We start from the raw sequence: 17,710 nt of genomic DNA, 5'->3' as shown, positions 1-17,710 counted from the left end.
CGATATGAGGAGGCATATTCTCTGCGATGACCAACAAACAAACCGTATTTAATACGATTGACGAGCATGCCGAAACTTTCCGCTCTATTTCCCGCTCGATCGGAAGCAGGCCGGAGCTTGGCCATGAGGAGTTCTTCGCTGCGGAGCTGCTAACAAAGGAGCTTGCGCGCTTCGGCTTCGAGGTTACGCGCGGCATTCTTGACATAGAGACTTCTTTCATCGCCGTTTATGATTCCGGCAAGCCTGGTCCTACCGCGGGCTTTCTTTGCGAGTATGACGCTCTTCCGGAGATCGGCCACGCTTGCGGGCATCATCTCATCTGCTCGATGAGTATTGCGGCGGCCGTTGGACTAAAGTCGGCGATCGATCAATTAGGCGGCCGAATCCGCATCTACGGCACGCCTGCCGAAGAAACGAAAGGCGCAAAGGTGCCGATGGCTGCAGCCGGCTTATTCGACGATTGCGACTTCGCCTTAATGGCGCACCCTTATTATACCTTCGAGCGTTCCGGCGAATCGCTTGCGCTTGACGCGATTCAATTCGAATATACAGGCGTTGCCGCTCACGCCGCGGCAAGTCCGTACGAAGGCGTGAATGCGCTCGATGCCGTGCTTATGCTGTTCAATAGCATTAACGCGCTTCGCCAGCAATGCCGCAGCGACGCTCGCCTTCACGGCATTATCGACAACGGCGGCAAAGCGCCGAACATCATTCCCGATTATACTTCGGCCAAGTTCTACGTGCGCTCCGCTTCACGCGCCTACACGAACGAGCTGACAGAGAAGGTGCTGCGCTGCGCCGAAGGAGCCGCTCTGCAAACCGGATGTACGTTAACAACGAATAAATATGAGTTCTCGTATGACGAGCTGCTTACGAACGAAACACTGTCGGCTCAATTCAACCAAAATCTGATTGACGCTGGCATCCTTCCCGAAGAGATTGCATTCGGCAAGGACCACGGATCACTCGATCTCGGCAACGTATCCGTTCGCTGTCCGGCCATTCATCCCTACGTCAAAGTAGTCGAGGAGCGCTTCCTGCTGCATACGGAAGCGTTCCGCGACGCAGCTATGACAGAACGAGCGTACGACCGCATGTTGTTCAGCGCCAAAATGCTTGCTGCGACGGCTTATGACGTATGCGCCGATCCAGCCCTGCTCGCTCGCATCCGCGAGGAGTTCGAGCGGCAGACGAAGCAGCCATGACGGCAAACGCTCAGACTACCGACGATAACAGCCGCTGCGACATCTCGCAGCTCTGCTTGCTGGCAGGTAAGATCATCCTCCAGAACGGCGGCGAAACCTACCGCGTTGAAGATACGATGGTGCGCATCGCAGCCGCCTGCGGCGTCTCGCAGTCCCAAAGCTTCGTAACGCCGACCGGGATTATTTTCGCCATCGAGGGCACTGCCCATACGACCAGACTCATGCGCATCTCTGAGCGGTCGACTAATCTGTTGAAAGTTACGCTTGTAAACGATATTTCGAGGCAGATTAGCCGCGGAGAAGTGACGCCCGAGGAAGCCTATCAGCTGCTCCGGCGCATCGATTCGGGCGACAGCGGCTACAGCTACCCGAGTTGGCTGCGGGTCATCACCGCCGCGATTGCCAGCGGCTGCTTCCTCATTATGTTCCAAGGCGTCTGGTCGGACTTTTGGCCAGTCATCGTTTGCGGCGGCATCGGCTATTTATTTTTCGTGACGCTCAACCGTATCGTCCCGATTACGTTTTTCGCCGAATTTCTAACCGCTGTCCTGATCGGCCTGCTGTCCGTCCTTACCGTCCATGTCGGCTTCGGCACCGATCTCGACAAAATTATTATAAGCTCCGTCATGCCGCTCGTTCCCGGACTTCACTTAACGAACGCGGTGAGGGATCTAATGGCAGGACATCTGGTATCCGGTCTGTCAAAGGGGGCGGAGGCTTTTCTGACCGCCTTCGCCATTGGGGCCGGCATCGCAGCGGTGCTTTCATTTTATTAACGGATATGGAACGAGAAGCTTGAGAGGAGAAGGTACGGAGTGGACATATTCGCACAGCTCGTAACGAGCTTTATCGCTTCTGCTGCATTCGGCCTCATTTTTAACGTGCCCAAAAACGCTTTGCTGCAGTGCGGCGCCGTCGGCATGCTCGGCTGGCTTATCTATGTAATGGCTACCGAACTTGGCATGGATGCGATACCGGCTACGCTGATCGCCGCCTTCATCGTCTCTGTCGTCAGCCAGCTGTTCTCCAAGCTGTATAAAATGCCGATGATCGTATTCAGCGTGTCCGGCATCATTCCGCTTGTGCCCGGCGGCATTGCTTACGACGCCATGCGCAATGTCGTGGAGAATCAATATGATGCCGCTGTAGAGCTAAGCGCCAAAGCGTTCATGATCTCAGGCGCAATCGCGATCGGCCTTGTATTCTCGGAAGTGATCGGTCAAATGATCAAACGATCGGAGCGCCATCGGCAATAATCGGGGGAGGGGACAGGAGAAGATGGATACGTCATGGATTGATCAACGCGGCAACGTTATTGCGTCTCGAATTGTAAGCAGACAAATCCTATACAAAGGAATGAACGGGAAGTCGGTTGAACGCATTAATCCAACAGGCACAGGCAGCTTCATCTTCAAGCCGCTTACGAATGACAGCCAGTCCGGTGCGGAGGCTTGGGTGTATGAGCATATATTGCCTCGCTTGCAGCCCGTCTACCCGATGCTGCTGGCGAAGTCGTCAAAAGATGCCGTCCCCGAGCATAGCTGGACGTTATATGAGGATCTTGGTCCGCTAAGCCATCAGTTCGAGCTCCGGTCGTCATTGGCATTAATCCCGCATATCGTCTCTTGGCAGGCGTTAACGCTCGATATCCCCGAGTTCGCTTCCGTGCAAGGCCCAAAACCTAATGCTGATCATGTTGCAGCCGAACTTCTGGAGGATCGCCCGAGCTGGTATAACTTAGCCTCGCAACTTCAGCTTCCGCAGCATAACATCAGCCTTGTACTCGATACGCTAGAGCGCGAGGGGCGTAAGCTGCTGCTCGACCAACCGCTCGTTTTGTCGCATGGCGATCTTCACCTCGGCAACTACGCTATCGTAATGGGCAACCTGAAAGTGCTTGACTGGGAGCATGCTCATTTGAACATCCCGTATTGGGACTTGTATCATGTCATCGACATGTCTCATCCGACATTTCCGAAGGAAATGACTATTGCTCACAGAGAACGTCTGCTGGACGAATATGTAGCTTTGACTGCTACGACGCCTGCCGGGTTCAAGCGAGGTTATTATTTATTTGCAGCCGTCTACTCGCTATGGATGCTCCGCCTCATCGCCAAGGATATCGAGTCCGATGCCGGCATATGGCCGCTGCACCAATTGCGACGACAGCTGGATGAGACAATCGCCAGCTTCCTCCAATGCGCCCAAAACTTATGAACCGCTGCTAATGCGAAGAATCGGCATACCTGGCTCGCAGCGCTGCAATATCCCTCTCCAACTCCTCGGCCGCAGGCATCGCGAGACGTTCGGCAGCGCTTGAGAGGCCTGCTTCCGTCTGCCCCTCGCTCACGATTCGCCGCAGCTGCCGCGCGAACGCTTGACCGGCCTGCGGCCCTAGTCCCGCAAGCTCCTCCAGACTGGCTGTACTGCCAGCCTCCACGATCGGATATTCGCCGTTATTGCCTTCCGCTTCCGTATCGGCAGCACCAGCTGCCCGCTCATAGAAAGAACGCACAAGCTTCGCCCGCTCCGCTCCCGAGCCTTCCGCGACAACGAACGCCTGCACAATGAACGCATGCGTCTGCCTGCGTTGCGCAATGCCGCAGAACTTCAGCCCGCCAATGCTCAGATCGTAATCTCCCGGACAATAAGCGCCCCCGATTTCTCCCTTGTCCACCTGCTTTCCCGTCATCCGCAGCGCTTCCTGAATGAAGCGATACATCAGTTCAAAGTCATTATGGTAGTGCATGTGGTTCACGCTAGTCTTCGGCATAATAAGCGATACGTTGACGACGCCTAGATCTAACGGAACGGCCGCTCCTCCCGAATGGCGTACAGCCGTGCGCCAGCCGCCAGCTTCAAGCCACCCGCGCGCCTCGTCCGCATGGGGGAGCCTGCTGTCGCGCATTCCGAGGATGAATGCCTGCGGATGGCGCCATAGATGGCATATCGCCGGTCCTCCTTGCCCCGTTCGTCGACATAACCAGTCATCAAGCGCGAAGGCGTGCAGCGGATCAAGCTCCCTCACCTCGTTCATTCGATCGAGCAAGAGCATACCGCTCATCCTGTCCTTCAGCTCCTGTTGCCATTCCATGATCCTTACGCCCTCCCTTTCCCGTATTGCCTTTGATAGATTTCAGCACTAAAATATAAGTATTGCAGGCCGCGCGCCAAGGAGGACAATTTGATTGGAAGCCTTTAACGAGAAGGTAGCTTATGAGAACCCATTGCTATCGATACGCGTATTCCGCTCCATCCGCAATGAAGAGGGGCTAACGAATTGGCATTATCATAAGCAGTTGGAGCTGCTGCTCGTTCTCGGTGGCGAGCTTGACGTCTACGTCGAGGAAGAGCACTTCCATCTAGCAAGCGGCGACGTCGTTCTTATCGGCGCTTCAGAGCTCCACCGGGACCGCAGCATCGGCGTTCTCGACTATATCGTGCTTCAATTCGATTTGGAGCAATTTTACGATCAGAGCACGATTCCTTATATGCGTTATTTTTCCGAGACACAGATGCCGTTAAGTAAAGCGAACTATATTTTCCATCTGAATCATAACATTAAGCAGCAGACCGCTTCATTAGCGAAAGAGATTCTTGAAGAGGCTACCCGCAAGGATACCGGCTACGAGCTTGCCGTGAGCATACTCATTAAGCAGATTCTATTGCTGCTGCTGCGCGGCGACAGCCGTAAGGTACTTACGCTGCAAGAGGATTTCGACCGAACACGGCTGCGCCCGGTGCTTGATTATATCGAGACGCACTTAACCGACCGCATTCAGGTGGAAGAGGTATGCAAGATCGCCAATATGAGCTATTACTACTTCGTCAAATATTTCAAAAAAACGATCGGCCTCTCGTTCACCGAATATGTCAATTATCGCAAAGTCAAATGGGCCGAGCGCATCCTGCTTACGAAGGATCTCAGCATATCCGAGGTCGGCGAGCGAATCGGCATGCCCAACATGGCTCACTTCTACAAAATGTTCAAGAAATACAACGACTGCTCGCCGAAGCAATTCCAGCGGAAGATGCTCGTATGGAATAAGCAATAAGACAAGCCCCTCGCATCATCTCGGCAGACAAAAAAAGCTCGTCCACCCTATACTTTGGGGGAGGCGAGCTTTTTGGGCATTACGAGCTTGTAGCCGACGCCGCGGATCGATTCGATCTGAACCGATTGCTGGCCGAGCTCCAGCTTCTTGCGCAGGGAGCTGACATGAACGTCAACCGTGCGTTGTCCGCCAATGTAATCGAAGCCCCACACGACATTCATAAGATCGTCGCGCGTAATAACCATTCCGGGACGCTGCACGAGGTACAGCAGCACTTCGAATTCCTTCGGCCTAAGCGGAATCGACTCCGCATTCAGTACCACTTCGTACTTATCGGGATAGATGGACAGATCGCCAGCCGTTATTACCTTCTCCGACGTCTGCAGCGGCTTCACATCGCCTTCCTGCGTACGGCGAAGGACGGCGGATACGCGGGCCAGCAGCTCGGCAACGCCGAACGGCTTCGTAATATAATCGTCCGCGCCGTGCTTTAACCCTTGCACGACTTCTTCCTCTGCATTGCGCGCCGTTAATATGATGACCGGCGTTCTGACGCCATTCTGGCGCAGTCTGTTCAGAATTTCGAAGCCGTTCAAGCCCGGCAGCATAATATCTAGAATAACAAGGTCGAAGCTTCGCTGCAAAGCCGTCTGCAGACCTTCTCCGCCGTGATCAATGACCGTTGTTTCATAGCCTTCCTGCGTCAGGTTGTACGACAACAATCGCGCTAGTGTCGGTTCGTCTTCAATTACGAGCACTTTATGCGGCATACTTACCTCCAACTTCGCGAACGGAGAACCCGTCCGCATAGTATCGAATTCTCCTATAGTTTATCACGGTTTCATAAAGAATAGGTAAATGTTTTTGTCATCGGCATGCTGACATGCGCCAGTTCCTAGTGCAGAACGGGCAATTCAATATCAAATGTCGTTCCGACGCCAACGGTGCTCTCCACCGTAATCGTCCCTTTATGAAGCTCGACCAGATGCTTCACGATAGACAAACCAAGCCCCGTGCCGCCTGAACTGCGTGAGCGGGCCTTATCGACGCGGTAGAAGCGCTCGAAAATGCGCGGAAGGTCTTTCTTCGGAATGCCGATGCCGGAATCGCTAATTTGGAAATGAATATGCTCTTCGCCGCGGGCATGCACTTTAATCGATACGCGGCCGCCCTCCGGCGTATAGTTGATGCCGTTCGCGAGCACATTCATCATAATTTGCCGCAGCCGATCCTCGTCCGCCTCCATGTAGAGACCTGGCTCGATCTGCATATGAAGCTTAATATTTTTGCGCGCCGCTTCCGATTCAAGCAGCGTTACCGTCTTCGAGACGAAGGAATCGAGCTCAATCGGCGAGAAAATAAGCGGCACGCGGCGCGATTCGATCTTGGACAATTCGAGGATGTCGCCGATTAACCGATTCAACCGATCGCTCTCGTCAAAAATAATTTGCAGGAACGATCTCGCCGTCTCCTCGTCCTTCACAACACCGCCAAGCAGCGTTTCCGCGAACCCTTTCACCGCTGCGATCGGCGTCTTCAGCTCATGTGATACATTCGCTACGAATTCGCTTCTCATCCGCTCCAGCCTGCGGATCGCCGATACGTCCTGCAGCACGAGAAGGACGCCGGTGAACACGTGCACTTCCCGGTGAATTGGAACGACGTTCAGCTCCAGCAGCCGCTCCTCAGGGAAGTAGAACGTAATCTCCTCGCGAAGATGCTCCCTCGTATCGAGTCCCTCTTGAATCATTTGCGCCAGCTCATACTGCTGCTTCGCTTCGGCGAAGTGACGGCCGACAAGCTCGCGCGCGGAGAAGCCGAGCACTTCCTCCGCGCGGCGGTTCATAAGCAGAATACGCCCCGTTTGATCGATCATAACGATACCGTTAATCATATTGTTCAATACGCTCTCGAGCTGTCCCTCATTCTCTCGAATGCGCGTCATTTGCTCATTCAGACTGTCTGCCATTGCATTAATAGCATAGCCAAGCTCGCCTATCTCATCCTGCTTCGTTACTTTGACGCGCGCGGCGTAGTCCATATTTTTGATCCGCTTCGCTACCTTCGTTATTTGCTCCAGCGGTCTCGTCAAGCTGAGCGCTAAGCGATAGCTGATCAACGCTACAATAAGGAACAACACGAGCAAGCCCATGATGAGCACCGCCGTCATCCTGTGGATGCTTTCATCGACCTGCTGCAGGCTCATAGCCAGCCGAATAATATAAGGCTCCTCGCCTGGAATAACCGACACCGGTATCGCGACATAGATCATATTTTGACCGATCGTCTCGCTCTCCCGGATCGACCTTCCCGTACCCGACTCCAGCGCCTCTCTTACTTCCGTCCGGTCTAGATGGTTGTCCATCTTCTCCGGCTCGGTATCCGAATCGCCAAGCACGGCGCCGTCGCTCCGTATGAAAGTGACCCTAGCGTCCGTATAACTCTTCAATTCCTTCGCTTCTTTATTATAGAAGACGTACAGCTCGTCGAGATTTCCGGATCTCCAATCCATCTTCGAGGATATGATGCGCATCTCGCGAATCATATTTTCCTCCAGCGCCTGGATATGATTATCCTTGAACGTCTTCGCCATAAATACGCCTGCCGAGCTGACGGATATAGCAACCATAATGATCATAATAAGCGTAAGCCGATTGCGAAAGCTGTTCATCTCTTTCTCTCTCCTTCATCTTCTTGCCTGCCCCTATCGTACCTGCGATGGCTTAGGTTTGCCAGCCGTCTTATTGTTAAGTTTTTGTAAAATGTAATGGTGAACGGTCGCGAGCGGCTGCTGAATCAGGATCGACAGCACGACCGGCACAGCCGTCAAAGGACTGAAATAACCAAGCGCCAGCACGATGCCAAGCGAGATGTTTCGCATGCCGGTTGCGTACGACACCGTAACCTGCTGCTCGCGGTTGCGGAGCTTCGCCGTCCCGATGAAGCCGAGCGCATAACATGCTCCTACCAGCAGCACGGTAAGCGGTATGAGCGTTGCCATATCTTCCTTGAGCTTGTCCAGATGGGGCGCGATGGCCGAAGCATTCAGCGCAACGACCCCTACGAAGCAAAGCTTGGACAGCGGTGCGGTATACGGCATTACGATGCCCTGGATGCGCCCTTTGCTGAACTGATTAAGCGCGACCCCGATTATAGTAGGCAGAACGATTAAGATGAAGAGATCGGCGATAAGCGGTCCTGCTTCGATCTCTACCGCTGTATTGAAGAACAGATGGATGCCCGCCGGAATAACAAGCGGACTCAGCGCCGAATCAAGCACGACCATCGCCAGCATAAGCGGCACGCTGCCGCCCGACAGCCCTACCCATAGTACCGTTGAGACGCCAAGCGGTATGATGGTGAATAATACGAGTCCGATGACGTACGGCGAATCCGCTCCGTATAGGAGCGTGCCTGCTCCATAAGCGAGCAGCGGCGATACGATGTGAGCAATAACGAACGTAAGCGCCATTATCCCCGGCCGCTTCGCGACCTCGCGCAGTTGAGTCAAACCGCAGCCGATAGCCATCGTCAGCGTCACATAAGCGAACATATACGGCACAGCCTTGATTAACGGCTGCAGGCTAGACGAGAAAATGAAGCCGAGAATAAGCGATCCGGGTATGATAACGAACATCCATTTTTCAAAAATCCGATTGAAAGCAAGTCCTAACTCTCTCGTAAGTCATCCCACTCCTTAATGGTTTGCGCAGCATACACGATTGTTGAGCGTATCCCAGTTGTATCTATTCGGTTCAGATGATAAGCATTATAATAGCATAGTCGGGCATGTTGCAGCCCATATAGATGCGCCGTAACGAGGCGCTGCTAAGGAAGTGTTGATATGAAAAACGGTAAATTCACGAACACGATCATCCGCATGCAATACGTCCCGCGATGGAGCGAATACGCGCCAAGATTCGAGGACAACGCGGCAAGCCATAGCTTCCGATGCGCTGCGTTATCGATCGTTATCGCCGCAGCCGAGGATCTTCTATATAACAACCCTATCGACAAGCTGAAGCTGCTCGGACGCTGCCTATGGGGCGATCTCAAAAACACGGGCACAGGCTCTATTAAATACGTTACGAAAAAAGAAACGCTCGTCATGAACCATATCCGCTCCTTCGAGAAGGAGCTCAGCAAGGAGATCGTCTCCTACTTGTCCAAGTCGCTGCAGCCCTCCGCGGCCGACTTCATCGTGGACGCCCAAGACGACACATTTGTCGGACAATTGGTCGAGGCAATCGATACCTTTGACGCGATGCTCTTCTGCCACCGCGAAGCGAAGTACGGTTCGAACCCGTTCTTCCAAGCGAAGTACGAGGAGCTGCGCCAACTGCTGGCAGGCTCCAAGCAGCAATCGATCGTATGGCTGCTCTCCGAATACGAGAAGCAGGAAGGCGTTGCCGCCTTCCTTGGTTATATCGTTGATCTCGATACGGTCAAGCGCTGGAACGGCAGCTATAACCTCGTGCCGGATAATGATGCGACACATTCCTTCCGCGTCGCATCGCTTGCCTTGTTCAACGGCCTGCTCGAACGGGAGCGTTTCGGCCAAGCCGAGTTCGACCTGTATGAGCTGGTCGCAAAGGCAGTTCTGCACGATCTGCCGGAAGTGCTTTCCGGCGATGTCGTGACGAACTTCAAGCATAATAACGAAGAGATTAAGCTCGCCTTCGAGCAATATGAGAAGGAGACGGCCGCGACTATCGTTGAATTGCTGCCTGCTGTCTTCCGAAATGAGATGACCAGCTATATCGTCGACAGCAAATCGGATGATTACGCAGGCGAAATGGTCGATATCGCCGATAAGCTCGACGCGTTAATCAAAGCCGGTCTGGAAATGCGCAACAATCCGCATTATGCGGAGACGTACTATCAGCAGTTGATCAAAATTCAGCATCGGTACGAAAACCCTTGCGTCATCTTTTTCCTCGCTTATATTTTGCATGACTTAACGTATTCGAATCTAATTGGTCAATAATGATTCCCGGCTCAGCTCACTTGCTGTCCAGAAGAACCGTACCGGTGAGCGAAAGATCGTAACCCTGTATCGATCGCAGCTCCTCTTGATAAGAGGGTGAAGCAACGATGGATTGAACGAGCTCAATCCACGCTATATTTTGGGGCGTTTGCAGCATGACTAAGTCGCAACGCTCCTTCGCAAGCGGTATGAACTCCGCCCCTACGATGTAAGCCGCTTTCTCAATGCCAACTCCCGTATCTGCCGCTCCCGTTACTACTTTTCCCGCTACGCCCAAGTGATTCGATTCCTCATCCTCATACCCTCTCACACTGTTGCGCGATAGTCCATGCAGCCTCAGCTGTTCGTCGAGCAGCACCCTAGCTCCCGAACCCTTCTCTCGATTCACGATTCGAACATCGCTTCGCGACAAATCTGCCCAGCTGACAATATTTTTCGGATTCCCTTTTTGCACATAAAGCCCGGCTGTACGAGTAAGCAAGTTAATGACGATATAAGGGAAGCCGACGAGCAGCTTCCGTATGTAAGGCAAGTTATATTCGCTTGTATCCCCATCCAGCAAATGCGTGCTAACAATATCAGCCCGTCCTTGATACATGGCAATCAAGCTGTCCATGCTGCCCATATGAGAGCGAAGCGGACGATATTCTTTCGTATGCTTCTCGATGTGCTTCGATAAAATATCGAGGCTCACATCCTGTCCTGTAATGACGAGGCTGCGAACATCAGAGGCTGCCGTCTGCGCTTGACCGCTATGCGGCATAACGTTCGTCATTCGGCTATTGCTCCCTTTTGCCCGATGCTTGTACCGCTCAAGATCGTCGGCATCCACACGCATTTGACGGCCGACGCGATAGGCGGGCAGCTCGCCCTTCTTTATTAAGTCATACACCGTTAGCTTCGATATGCGAAGCAGCTTGGCGATTTCTTCCGTCGTATAGGACACTTGTTCCGTCATTCCTTCACCTGCTTCCGCAAGCGTAAACGATTGCCGCCTCCGAGATGCGGCCGTGATCCGTTTCGCGTTGATTACTAAACCAAAGTATATCGCAATCATTGATTTCTGGCATCATATTGCGTCTATTCATATTTAGTTATATCTATTTATATCTAGTTATAACGAAACATATTTATTTATACTCAAACATATGTTAACATAGCTAACAAAGAGATAGATACATATTGGAGAGGAAGAATCGATCAATGAACAAAATATCCAAATGGCTAACGCTAGCTTTGCTCGCCGCGGTAATCGCAATTGCCGGCTGCTCCAGCAATACGCCAGCCAACACCGACGCGGACAACAACGCTCCGTCGAAAAAAGTCGAGTTGCTTATCTCGGCTGCGGCCAGCTTGACAGACAGCTTGAATGAACTTAAATCCGCTTATGAGCAAGAGCATGATAACGTCACGCTAACATTCAACTTCGGAGCTTCTGGCACGCTGCAGCAGCAGATCGAGCAAGGCGCTCCCGCAGACTTATTCCTATCTGCAGGTACGAAGCAAATGAACGCCTTGGTTGACAAGCAGCTTATCGAGGACACTCAGCAAGTAAATGTACTCGCGAATGAACTCGTGGCCGTTGTGCCAACGGATTCAGATTTGGCGCTCAGCACGATGGAGGAATTGTCCCAAGCAGCACTTGGCAAAATAGCGGTCGGCGAGACAGCAACCGTACCGGTAGGCGGCTATACGAAAGAAGCACTCGACCATTACAAGCTATGGGAAGCCGTACAACCCAAGCTTGTCTTCGCCAAGGACGTTCGGCAAGTATTGACCTACGTGGAAACAGGCAATACCGACATTGGCTTCGTCTACGCCACAGACGCGCTCACATCCGACAAAGTGAAGGTAGCGTTCAAAGTAGACGCAGCCAGCCACAAACCGATCGTATACCCAATCGGCATCGTGAAGGCGACCAAATATCCCGATGAAGCAGCAGCGCTCTACGATTACTTGCAAAGCGATGAGGCTATGGCCGTGTTCACGAAATACGGCTTCACCGCTCCCGCTCAATAGCTTCAACCTATCCAACCTCATAGCCGGGGGAGGGGCATAGCCGATATGCCCCTCCCATCAGATAATCTTCACGCTGCGTACCTACTCACTCAATCGTCTAGATACCTCATCACCTCCGTAAGTGCACATATGCTCTTACAAACGTTATTACGAGTATTTTCTTACGCTGTTAGATCATATATGCTCTTACACCTACTAACGCGCCCTTCCTCTGGTGAGGGCAAGACAGAACCAAACACAAAACGGCTGCCTCACGAAGCTCATAGCTTCGAGAGGCAGCCGTTTCCATATTATAACGCCGATGCGCCAGCGCTCCAGCCGAACGGGTAGTCGCTAGAAATGTCGAGCGGCAGCTTGCCTTGCGGGATAAGCTCGCCGACGAGCGCTTTCGCCGCGGCCGCTAGTGCCAGCGGTCGGCATTCGTAGACCGCGATGTACGCAAGCACATCCGGATAGAGCAGCAGATCAAGCGGGTTGCGGACGGATACCGCAACTGTGCGGTCGCCGGCGAGCTTCACAACCTCGCGCGCAATGTCCCGCTCCAGCGGGTGCTTAGAAGCGTCATAGGTAACGACGACGATTTGCTCGAATGTATCGAGCTCTGCCAGCGCGAGACGATCGCTCAATCTACGTTCTACTAGATTCGAATGAAACTGACCAAGGAAGTCGCCAAGCGTACCTTGACCTGACAACATCTCGTCAGCTACCGATACCGGCACGATGTCCGGCCACAGGACAAGCGTTCTCGCTGTTCGGCTCAGCGGGAGCAAGCCGCCTTCGTTCTTAACAAGCGTCACGGATGCTTCGCTCCAACGCGCGGCTACCGCTTGATTATCCTCCGTGGCAATCTCCCCCCGTGCCTCTTCCCATGGAAGCAATGGCTCATCGAGCGCCAGCTTTTCCTTCAAAGCCATGACGCGGCCTACGGCTTCGTCAATCCGACCCATCGCAAGCTCACCGCTCTCCACCGCGCTTGCGACAGCTTCCAGCGCAGCCAATTGCTTCTCGTACGTATGGCTGACGAGCACCATATCCGCTCCGGCCCGCAGCGCCTGTACGGCGCCCGGTCCCGGACCGTAAAACTCGTCGATTGCGCTCATCTCGAGGCAATCGGTCACGACGATGCCGTCGTAGCCAAGCTCCTCGCGCAGCAGTCCGGTCAATACCGGCTGCGACAGCGTCGACGGCACGCCGCTCGGATCAAGCGCCGGCAAGCATACATGCGCCGTCATAATACAATCCGTTCCCGCTTCGATCGCCGCTCGGAACGGCTTAAGCTCGATCGCGTCGAGACGCGCGCGATCATGGAGCAATACCGGCAGCGCATGATGCGAGTCTACCGACGTATCGCCATGCCCTGGAAAATGCTTAACCGTCGCGGCAATGCGCGCCGCCTGGTAGCCTTGAACCGCCGCAGCGCCCAGCTCGGCAACGACCTCCGAGCGGTCGCTGTACGAACGAACGTTAATAACCGGATTGTCCGGGTTATTGTTAACGTCAATGCACGGCGCATAGTTCATCGTAACGCCGAGCTTGCGAAGCTCCTCGCCGCATACTCGCGCCGTCTCGCGAGCACCTTCAGCTTCACTGGCAGCACCTAACGCCATGTTGCCAGGCATAAGCGTCACGCCCTCTACTAGCCTTGCAACCATGCCGCCTTCTTGATCAATTGCGACGAATACAGGCGGCTTGCCCGCATCGCTTGCGATGCGCTGCAGATTGCCGCTCAGCTCATGAACCTGCTGGGCATTCACGACATTACGGGAGAAGTAGATCGTTCCCCCGATCCCATATTCGCGAATGAGAGCCTGAATCTGCTCCGTCGGCTCCGTCCCATGAAAGCCGAATACGAACAGCTGGCCGATCTTCTCCTTAAGACTCCATTGCTTCCAATCGCGCTTAATAGACACCGCTTCCCCATCCTCTCTCCTTATAACGAATCCGTCCCCTGCTCCCCATCTTGATGCTTGCTTCTATAATCCGTCGGATTCTCGCCCGTATATTTCATGAATACTTTCGTAAAATACCGTCGTTCCGCGTATCCTACCTCTTTCGCAATCTGCGCGACGCTCTTCTGCGTATCGGCGAGCATGACTTTCGCACGCTCCATCCTTTGCCTCGTTACATATTCGATGAACGTCTCGCCGAACGTCTGCTTGAACAGCAAGCTAAAGTACGACGTGCTTAGGCCCACATGCGTCGCCGCTTCCTCCACGCTAAGATCGCGGTATAGGTTGCGATCCAAGAACGATCTCGCCTCGGCCATCGAACGCTCCGATTGCTTCTTCTTATCCATTGATTTCTCGGATACCGCGCTTGTCACTTGCCTGATGACCGACAACAAATCCTTAATGCCGAATCTGCGGTCCAACCTGCGCCACAGCATATCCTCCTGCTCGCGGGTAAACACGCCCATTTCCTTCATCTCCCGCATCAGATGCAGGACGAAGAAATGGAGCAGCGGCTTCACCCGGCCAAGACTCGGCTCATTCATCTGCTGGAGCAGCAGCGTCACGCTCTGCAATTCGAAATCAACGGTGATCGAATCGCCGCGCTTCACCGCGCCGATAATTTTCTCCGCCGTATCCCAGAACGCTTGATCCGCCTTCGACGATCTCATCTGCTCCGATGGATAGACCGCAATGACATCGTGCACGGGTGTAAGCTGCATGCCTTGCTGTACAACCTTATAAGCACTGGACAAGTCGGCTACAGAGGCGAATTCTCGGAATATGCCGGCGAACAGGTTCAGCTTCACATGACCGCTTACGGTAATGAGCAGCATCTCCGTCCATTCTTTGATTTGAGCCAAATTGAATGGAATATCTTTATCCACCTCAATCAGCACGCACCACTCGCCATCGCGAATTTGTATGACCGCATGGTGAAGCGATTGCTGATGCAGCTTCTCGCGAAGCACGTTGCACACCGCGAAGTTCCACAGCTTACGCTCCTTGTCGGACCAGTCGCGCCAATCCTTCGTTTTCTCCGAGCTGACGTCCAGATCCAATACAATCAGGACGAACTGCTGCTCCTTAAGCTGCTGCTCATCGCCTGTAAGCAGCCAATTGTCTGCCGTCACATCGGTATAATCCATGATGATGTCGTACAATATTTTTTCACTGGCAAGATCGATCATTCGCCCCAGCTTCTGCTTCTCTTCAAGCTTCTGCTTCTGCTTGTTCCGCTGGTTCGCCATAATGCGGGCAATGACGCCCGTCAGCTCATCGTATGGAATGGGCTTCAGCATATAATCATTGACGCCATATTGAATGGCGGTGCGTGTATAAGTGAAATCTTGGTATCCCGAAAGCATGATGATATCGCAAGCTATTTCTTTCTCGCGAATATGGCGGACAAGCTCAAGACCGTCCATAACCGGCATACGAATATCGCATAACAGCAAATCTATCGGTCCTTGCTCCATCAGCTCCAGCGCCTCGACGCCGTTTTTGGCAACGCCAGCTACGGTCAAGCCAAGCATTTCCCAGGGAATGACCTTTTCTAGGTTTCGTGTAATATGTGCTTCGTCGTCGACTAAGAGTACTTTACCGCTCATTGCTGTTCACCTCTGCTCTTTGGAATGACGCAGCGGATAACGGTACCATATCCCTCGCCGCTGCAAATCCATAAACCGAAGTTCGGTCCGTAATGGATACGCAGCCGGTCCGCTACGTTTCTAAGACCAAGTCCTCTTCTCTCGCCAAGCTCCGCTGCATTCTGACCTTTGCTGGTCGGCCCCAAGCCCTGCGCCAGCTTCTGCAATACGCTTTCGCTCATCCCGACTCCATTGTCGCGGATGAACAACACGATTTGGTGAAGTTCAACACGCACTTCGATCGTGATAACCCCTTCTCCGTCGCCATATCCTTCAAGTCCATGCTGTATGCTGTTCTCTACAAGGGGCTGGAGCGTCAGCTTCAAAATCGAATAATCGAGCGCTTCATCCGGAACGTTCATCTCGTAGGTGAACAGCTCCTCAAAGCGGTATTTCTGAATTTCCAAATAGCTTCGCACATGCTCAATTTCTTGCGCGATCGTAATTTCCTCGGAATGATGCATGCTCGTGCGCAGCAGGTTGCTCAGACGGCGAACCATCAGCATAATCTTCTTGCCTTCGTTCTGCGCGGCAAGCGCATTAATCGACTCCAACGTATTGAACAGGAAGTGAGGCTTGATCTGCGCCTGCATAAGCATCATCTCCGCATGCTGCTTGCGCTGCTGCTCTCTGCGGACCTCGTTAAGCAAACTGCCGATTCGCTCGACCATGCTATTGAAACTATTTGCGAGCAGCACCGTCTCGTCCTTGCCTTGGGCGGTAATGCGAATATCTAATAGTCCTTGCTCTACAAGACGCATTTTGCGAACGACCTTAATAATCGACCTCGCTACGCGGTTAACGAAGAAAACGTTGAACAATATCGCCGAAATAACGCCAAGCGCCGTAATCATGCCGATCCACTGCACGAATCGTACATTCTCGTTCGTCAGCGAGTTCCACGACTTAATCGAAACGAGAATCCACCCGCTCCGATCGAGCTGATAGGACGAGACAAGCGCGTCAATCGTATCGAAGGTCTCGCGCGAGCTCTCGTAATTGACCGTATTTTGCAGCTTAAGCGCCGTGTATTCGTTAATTTTGTTGCCCTGCGCTTCTCCCATGCTGTCCAGCATAATGAGTCCGCTATTATTAATTATCATATAACGCGTTTCCGGCACATCGCTATCGGGATTCTGGAAAGCTTTGAGCATGCTCATCACTTCTTCGGTCTTGTACTGCGTAATCATAACGCCTAGATCGTTGAACGTCTCAATATCCTTTACGACGCGAAGCTGAGTAAACAAGGGCGGATCAACACCCGTCAGCTCTCGCTGCTCATAAGGTCCGATCCATAGCGGACGGCCCCCTAGCGCTATCACCTCGTCATAGATCGAATGCAGCTTGAACATATCGAAGGTAATCGGCTTAAACGTCGTCGGATCGTTGCGATAGGAGCGGAACATCGTACCGTCCTTCGCGTAAAGCACGACGAAGCTGACCGCCGGATGCTGGAACAGAATCCGGTTCATTTCCTTCTCCGCCTGATTAATCGCGATGAGCGTACTTGGATCGATTGCCGTATAAGTGCTGTACTTGAGCGTATCCTGAACCTCGGAGCTTGTCAGATTGCCGTCTGACAGTTGATCGAGTTCCCGGAAGAAATAGCGGATGTTGCCTCCTACCGCCTTGAGCGAAATTTCCGTCTGCTCGCTGTATTTTTCCTCAAGCAGCGTTTCTGAATTCAGAAACGAGAAGATGCCGAGGCCGATCATCGGAATGACGATCAGAGCTATGAATGCGAGCATAAGCTTCGGTCTCAAGTTCATCTAGGGAGCCTCCCGGTTGGTATCTAGCATAAACAGCAGATGCCGTCCAAGGACGGCAAGCTGCTTCTGATTGAAAA

At 53.1% G+C, this 17,710-nt stretch carries 15 protein-coding genes; 7 read left to right on the top strand and 8 right to left on the bottom strand.

Annotated features, from left to right (window positions below):
* The first annotated feature begins 26 nt into the window (after positions 1-26).
* Genes AC0YN0_RS09695 through AC0YN0_RS09680 form a run of 4 tightly spaced genes read left to right on the top strand, consistent with a single transcriptional unit; the run spans position 27 to position 3,422 of the window.
* Entirely contained in the window at positions 27-1,205 is a 1,179-nt protein-coding gene (locus AC0YN0_RS09695) for a M20 family metallopeptidase (protein WP_475821094.1), read from the top strand.
* Positions 1,202-1,981, top strand: a complete 780-nt coding sequence (locus AC0YN0_RS09690; RefSeq protein ID WP_475821093.1) for a threonine/serine exporter family protein — start codon at positions 1,202-1,204, stop codon at positions 1,979-1,981. The genes AC0YN0_RS09695 and AC0YN0_RS09690 overlap by 4 nt, the downstream gene beginning before the upstream one ends.
* Positions 1,982-2,020: 39 nt before the next feature.
* Entirely contained in the window at positions 2,021-2,461 is a 441-nt protein-coding gene (locus AC0YN0_RS09685) for a threonine/serine exporter family protein (RefSeq protein ID WP_475821092.1), read from the top strand.
* 22 nt (positions 2,462-2,483) lie between these two features.
* Entirely contained in the window at positions 2,484-3,422 is a 939-nt protein-coding gene (locus AC0YN0_RS09680) for a phosphotransferase (protein WP_475821091.1), read from the top strand.
* Positions 3,423-3,429: 7 nt separating this feature from the next.
* Here the strand turns inward: AC0YN0_RS09680 and AC0YN0_RS09675 are convergent, their stop codons facing one another.
* Positions 3,430-4,299, bottom strand: a complete 870-nt coding sequence (locus AC0YN0_RS09675; protein ID WP_475821090.1) for a lipoate--protein ligase family protein — start codon at positions 4,297-4,299, stop codon at positions 3,430-3,432.
* Between the two features lie 94 nt (positions 4,300-4,393).
* On the opposite strand from AC0YN0_RS09675, the gene AC0YN0_RS09670 reads away from it, so the two are divergent.
* A complete protein-coding gene (locus AC0YN0_RS09670; RefSeq protein WP_475821089.1) occupies positions 4,394-5,260 on the top strand; it encodes a helix-turn-helix domain-containing protein in 867 nt (288 codons plus the stop codon).
* Positions 5,261-5,307: 47 nt separating this feature from the next.
* On the opposite strand, the gene AC0YN0_RS09665 is transcribed toward AC0YN0_RS09670, so the two are convergent.
* The 3 genes from AC0YN0_RS09665 to AC0YN0_RS09655 form a co-directional block, all read right to left on the bottom strand.
* The gene (locus tag AC0YN0_RS09665; protein ID WP_442051171.1) at positions 5,308-6,030 is read right to left on the bottom strand and encodes a response regulator transcription factor; all 723 of its coding nucleotides are present in this window, start codon (positions 6,028-6,030) and stop codon (positions 5,308-5,310) included.
* Between the two features lie 125 nt (positions 6,031-6,155).
* Positions 6,156-7,931, bottom strand: coding sequence for a two-component system histidine kinase PnpS (pnpS, locus tag AC0YN0_RS09660; protein ID WP_442051134.1), 1,776 nt, complete (start codon positions 7,929-7,931; stop codon positions 6,156-6,158).
* Positions 7,932-7,964: 33 nt separating this feature from the next.
* Positions 7,965-8,897 (bottom strand): bile acid:sodium symporter family protein, encoded by a 933-nt coding sequence (locus tag AC0YN0_RS09655; protein WP_475821088.1) that lies wholly within the window; start codon positions 8,895-8,897, stop codon positions 7,965-7,967.
* 207 nt (positions 8,898-9,104) lie between these two features.
* On the opposite strand from AC0YN0_RS09655, the gene AC0YN0_RS09650 reads away from it, so the two are divergent.
* Positions 9,105-10,247 carry a YfbR-like 5'-deoxynucleotidase gene (locus tag AC0YN0_RS09650; RefSeq protein WP_475821087.1) on the top strand — a complete coding sequence of 381 codons (1,143 nt, stop codon included), beginning with the start codon at positions 9,105-9,107 and terminating at the stop codon, positions 10,245-10,247.
* A 16-nt stretch (positions 10,248-10,263) separates the two neighbouring features.
* Here the strand turns inward: AC0YN0_RS09650 and AC0YN0_RS09645 are convergent, their stop codons facing one another.
* Positions 10,264-11,205, bottom strand: a complete 942-nt coding sequence (locus AC0YN0_RS09645) for a substrate-binding domain-containing protein (protein WP_475821882.1) — start codon at positions 11,203-11,205, stop codon at positions 10,264-10,266.
* Between the two features lie 245 nt (positions 11,206-11,450).
* Here AC0YN0_RS09645 and modA point away from each other — a divergent pair, with 245 nt between their 5' ends.
* Positions 11,451-12,266, top strand: coding sequence for a molybdate ABC transporter substrate-binding protein (gene modA, locus AC0YN0_RS09640; RefSeq protein WP_475821086.1), 816 nt, complete (start codon positions 11,451-11,453; stop codon positions 12,264-12,266).
* Between the two features lie 290 nt (positions 12,267-12,556).
* On the opposite strand, the gene AC0YN0_RS09635 is transcribed toward modA, so the two are convergent.
* From AC0YN0_RS09635 to AC0YN0_RS09625, 3 genes are read right to left on the bottom strand one after another with little or no spacing between them, the layout of a single operon-like run.
* On the bottom strand, positions 12,557-14,176 hold the full coding sequence (locus AC0YN0_RS09635) for a glycoside hydrolase family 3 protein (protein ID WP_475821085.1): 1,620 nt from the start codon (positions 14,174-14,176) through the stop codon (positions 12,557-12,559).
* A gap of 20 nt (positions 14,177-14,196) precedes the next feature.
* On the bottom strand, positions 14,197-15,825 hold the full coding sequence (locus tag AC0YN0_RS09630) for a response regulator transcription factor (RefSeq protein WP_475821084.1): 1,629 nt from the start codon (positions 15,823-15,825) through the stop codon (positions 14,197-14,199).
* Positions 15,822-17,633 carry a cache domain-containing sensor histidine kinase gene (locus AC0YN0_RS09625; protein ID WP_475821083.1) on the bottom strand — a complete coding sequence of 604 codons (1,812 nt, stop codon included), beginning with the start codon at positions 17,631-17,633 and terminating at the stop codon, positions 15,822-15,824. The genes AC0YN0_RS09630 and AC0YN0_RS09625 overlap by 4 nt, the downstream gene beginning before the upstream one ends.
* Positions 17,634-17,710: the final 77 nt, after the last annotated feature.

The organism is Paenibacillus sp. J22P218, from assembly GCF_056269195.1.
This window is presented reverse-complemented; position numbering and strand designations above follow the sequence as displayed.

Coding starts and splice junctions, on each gene's coding strand:
- AC0YN0_RS09680 (WP_475821091.1), top strand. CDS start 2,484: ATGGATACGTCATGGATTGATCAACGCGGCAACGTTATTGCGTCTCGA.
- AC0YN0_RS09650 (WP_475821087.1), top strand. CDS start 9,105: ATGAAAAACGGTAAATTCACGAACACGATCATCCGCATGCAATACGTC.
- AC0YN0_RS09655 (WP_475821088.1), bottom strand. CDS start 8,897: ATGTTCGTTATCATACCCGGATCGCTTATTCTCGGCTTCATTTTCTCG.
- AC0YN0_RS09645 (WP_475821882.1), bottom strand. CDS start 11,205: ATGACGGAACAAGTGTCCTATACGACGGAAGAAATCGCCAAGCTGCTT.
- AC0YN0_RS09690 (WP_475821093.1), top strand. CDS start 1,202: ATGACGGCAAACGCTCAGACTACCGACGATAACAGCCGCTGCGACATC.
- AC0YN0_RS09665 (WP_442051171.1), bottom strand. CDS start 6,030: ATGCCGCATAAAGTGCTCGTAATTGAAGACGAACCGACACTAGCGCGA.
- AC0YN0_RS09675 (WP_475821090.1), bottom strand. CDS start 4,299: ATGGAATGGCAACAGGAGCTGAAGGACAGGATGAGCGGTATGCTCTTG.
- AC0YN0_RS09625 (WP_475821083.1), bottom strand. CDS start 17,633: ATGAACTTGAGACCGAAGCTTATGCTCGCATTCATAGCTCTGATCGTC.
- pnpS (WP_442051134.1), bottom strand. CDS start 7,931: ATGAACAGCTTTCGCAATCGGCTTACGCTTATTATGATCATTATGGTT.
- modA (WP_475821086.1), top strand. CDS start 11,451: ATGAACAAAATATCCAAATGGCTAACGCTAGCTTTGCTCGCCGCGGTA.
- AC0YN0_RS09630 (WP_475821084.1), bottom strand. CDS start 15,825: ATGAGCGGTAAAGTACTCTTAGTCGACGACGAAGCACATATTACACGA.
- AC0YN0_RS09695 (WP_475821094.1), top strand. CDS start 27: ATGACCAACAAACAAACCGTATTTAATACGATTGACGAGCATGCCGAA.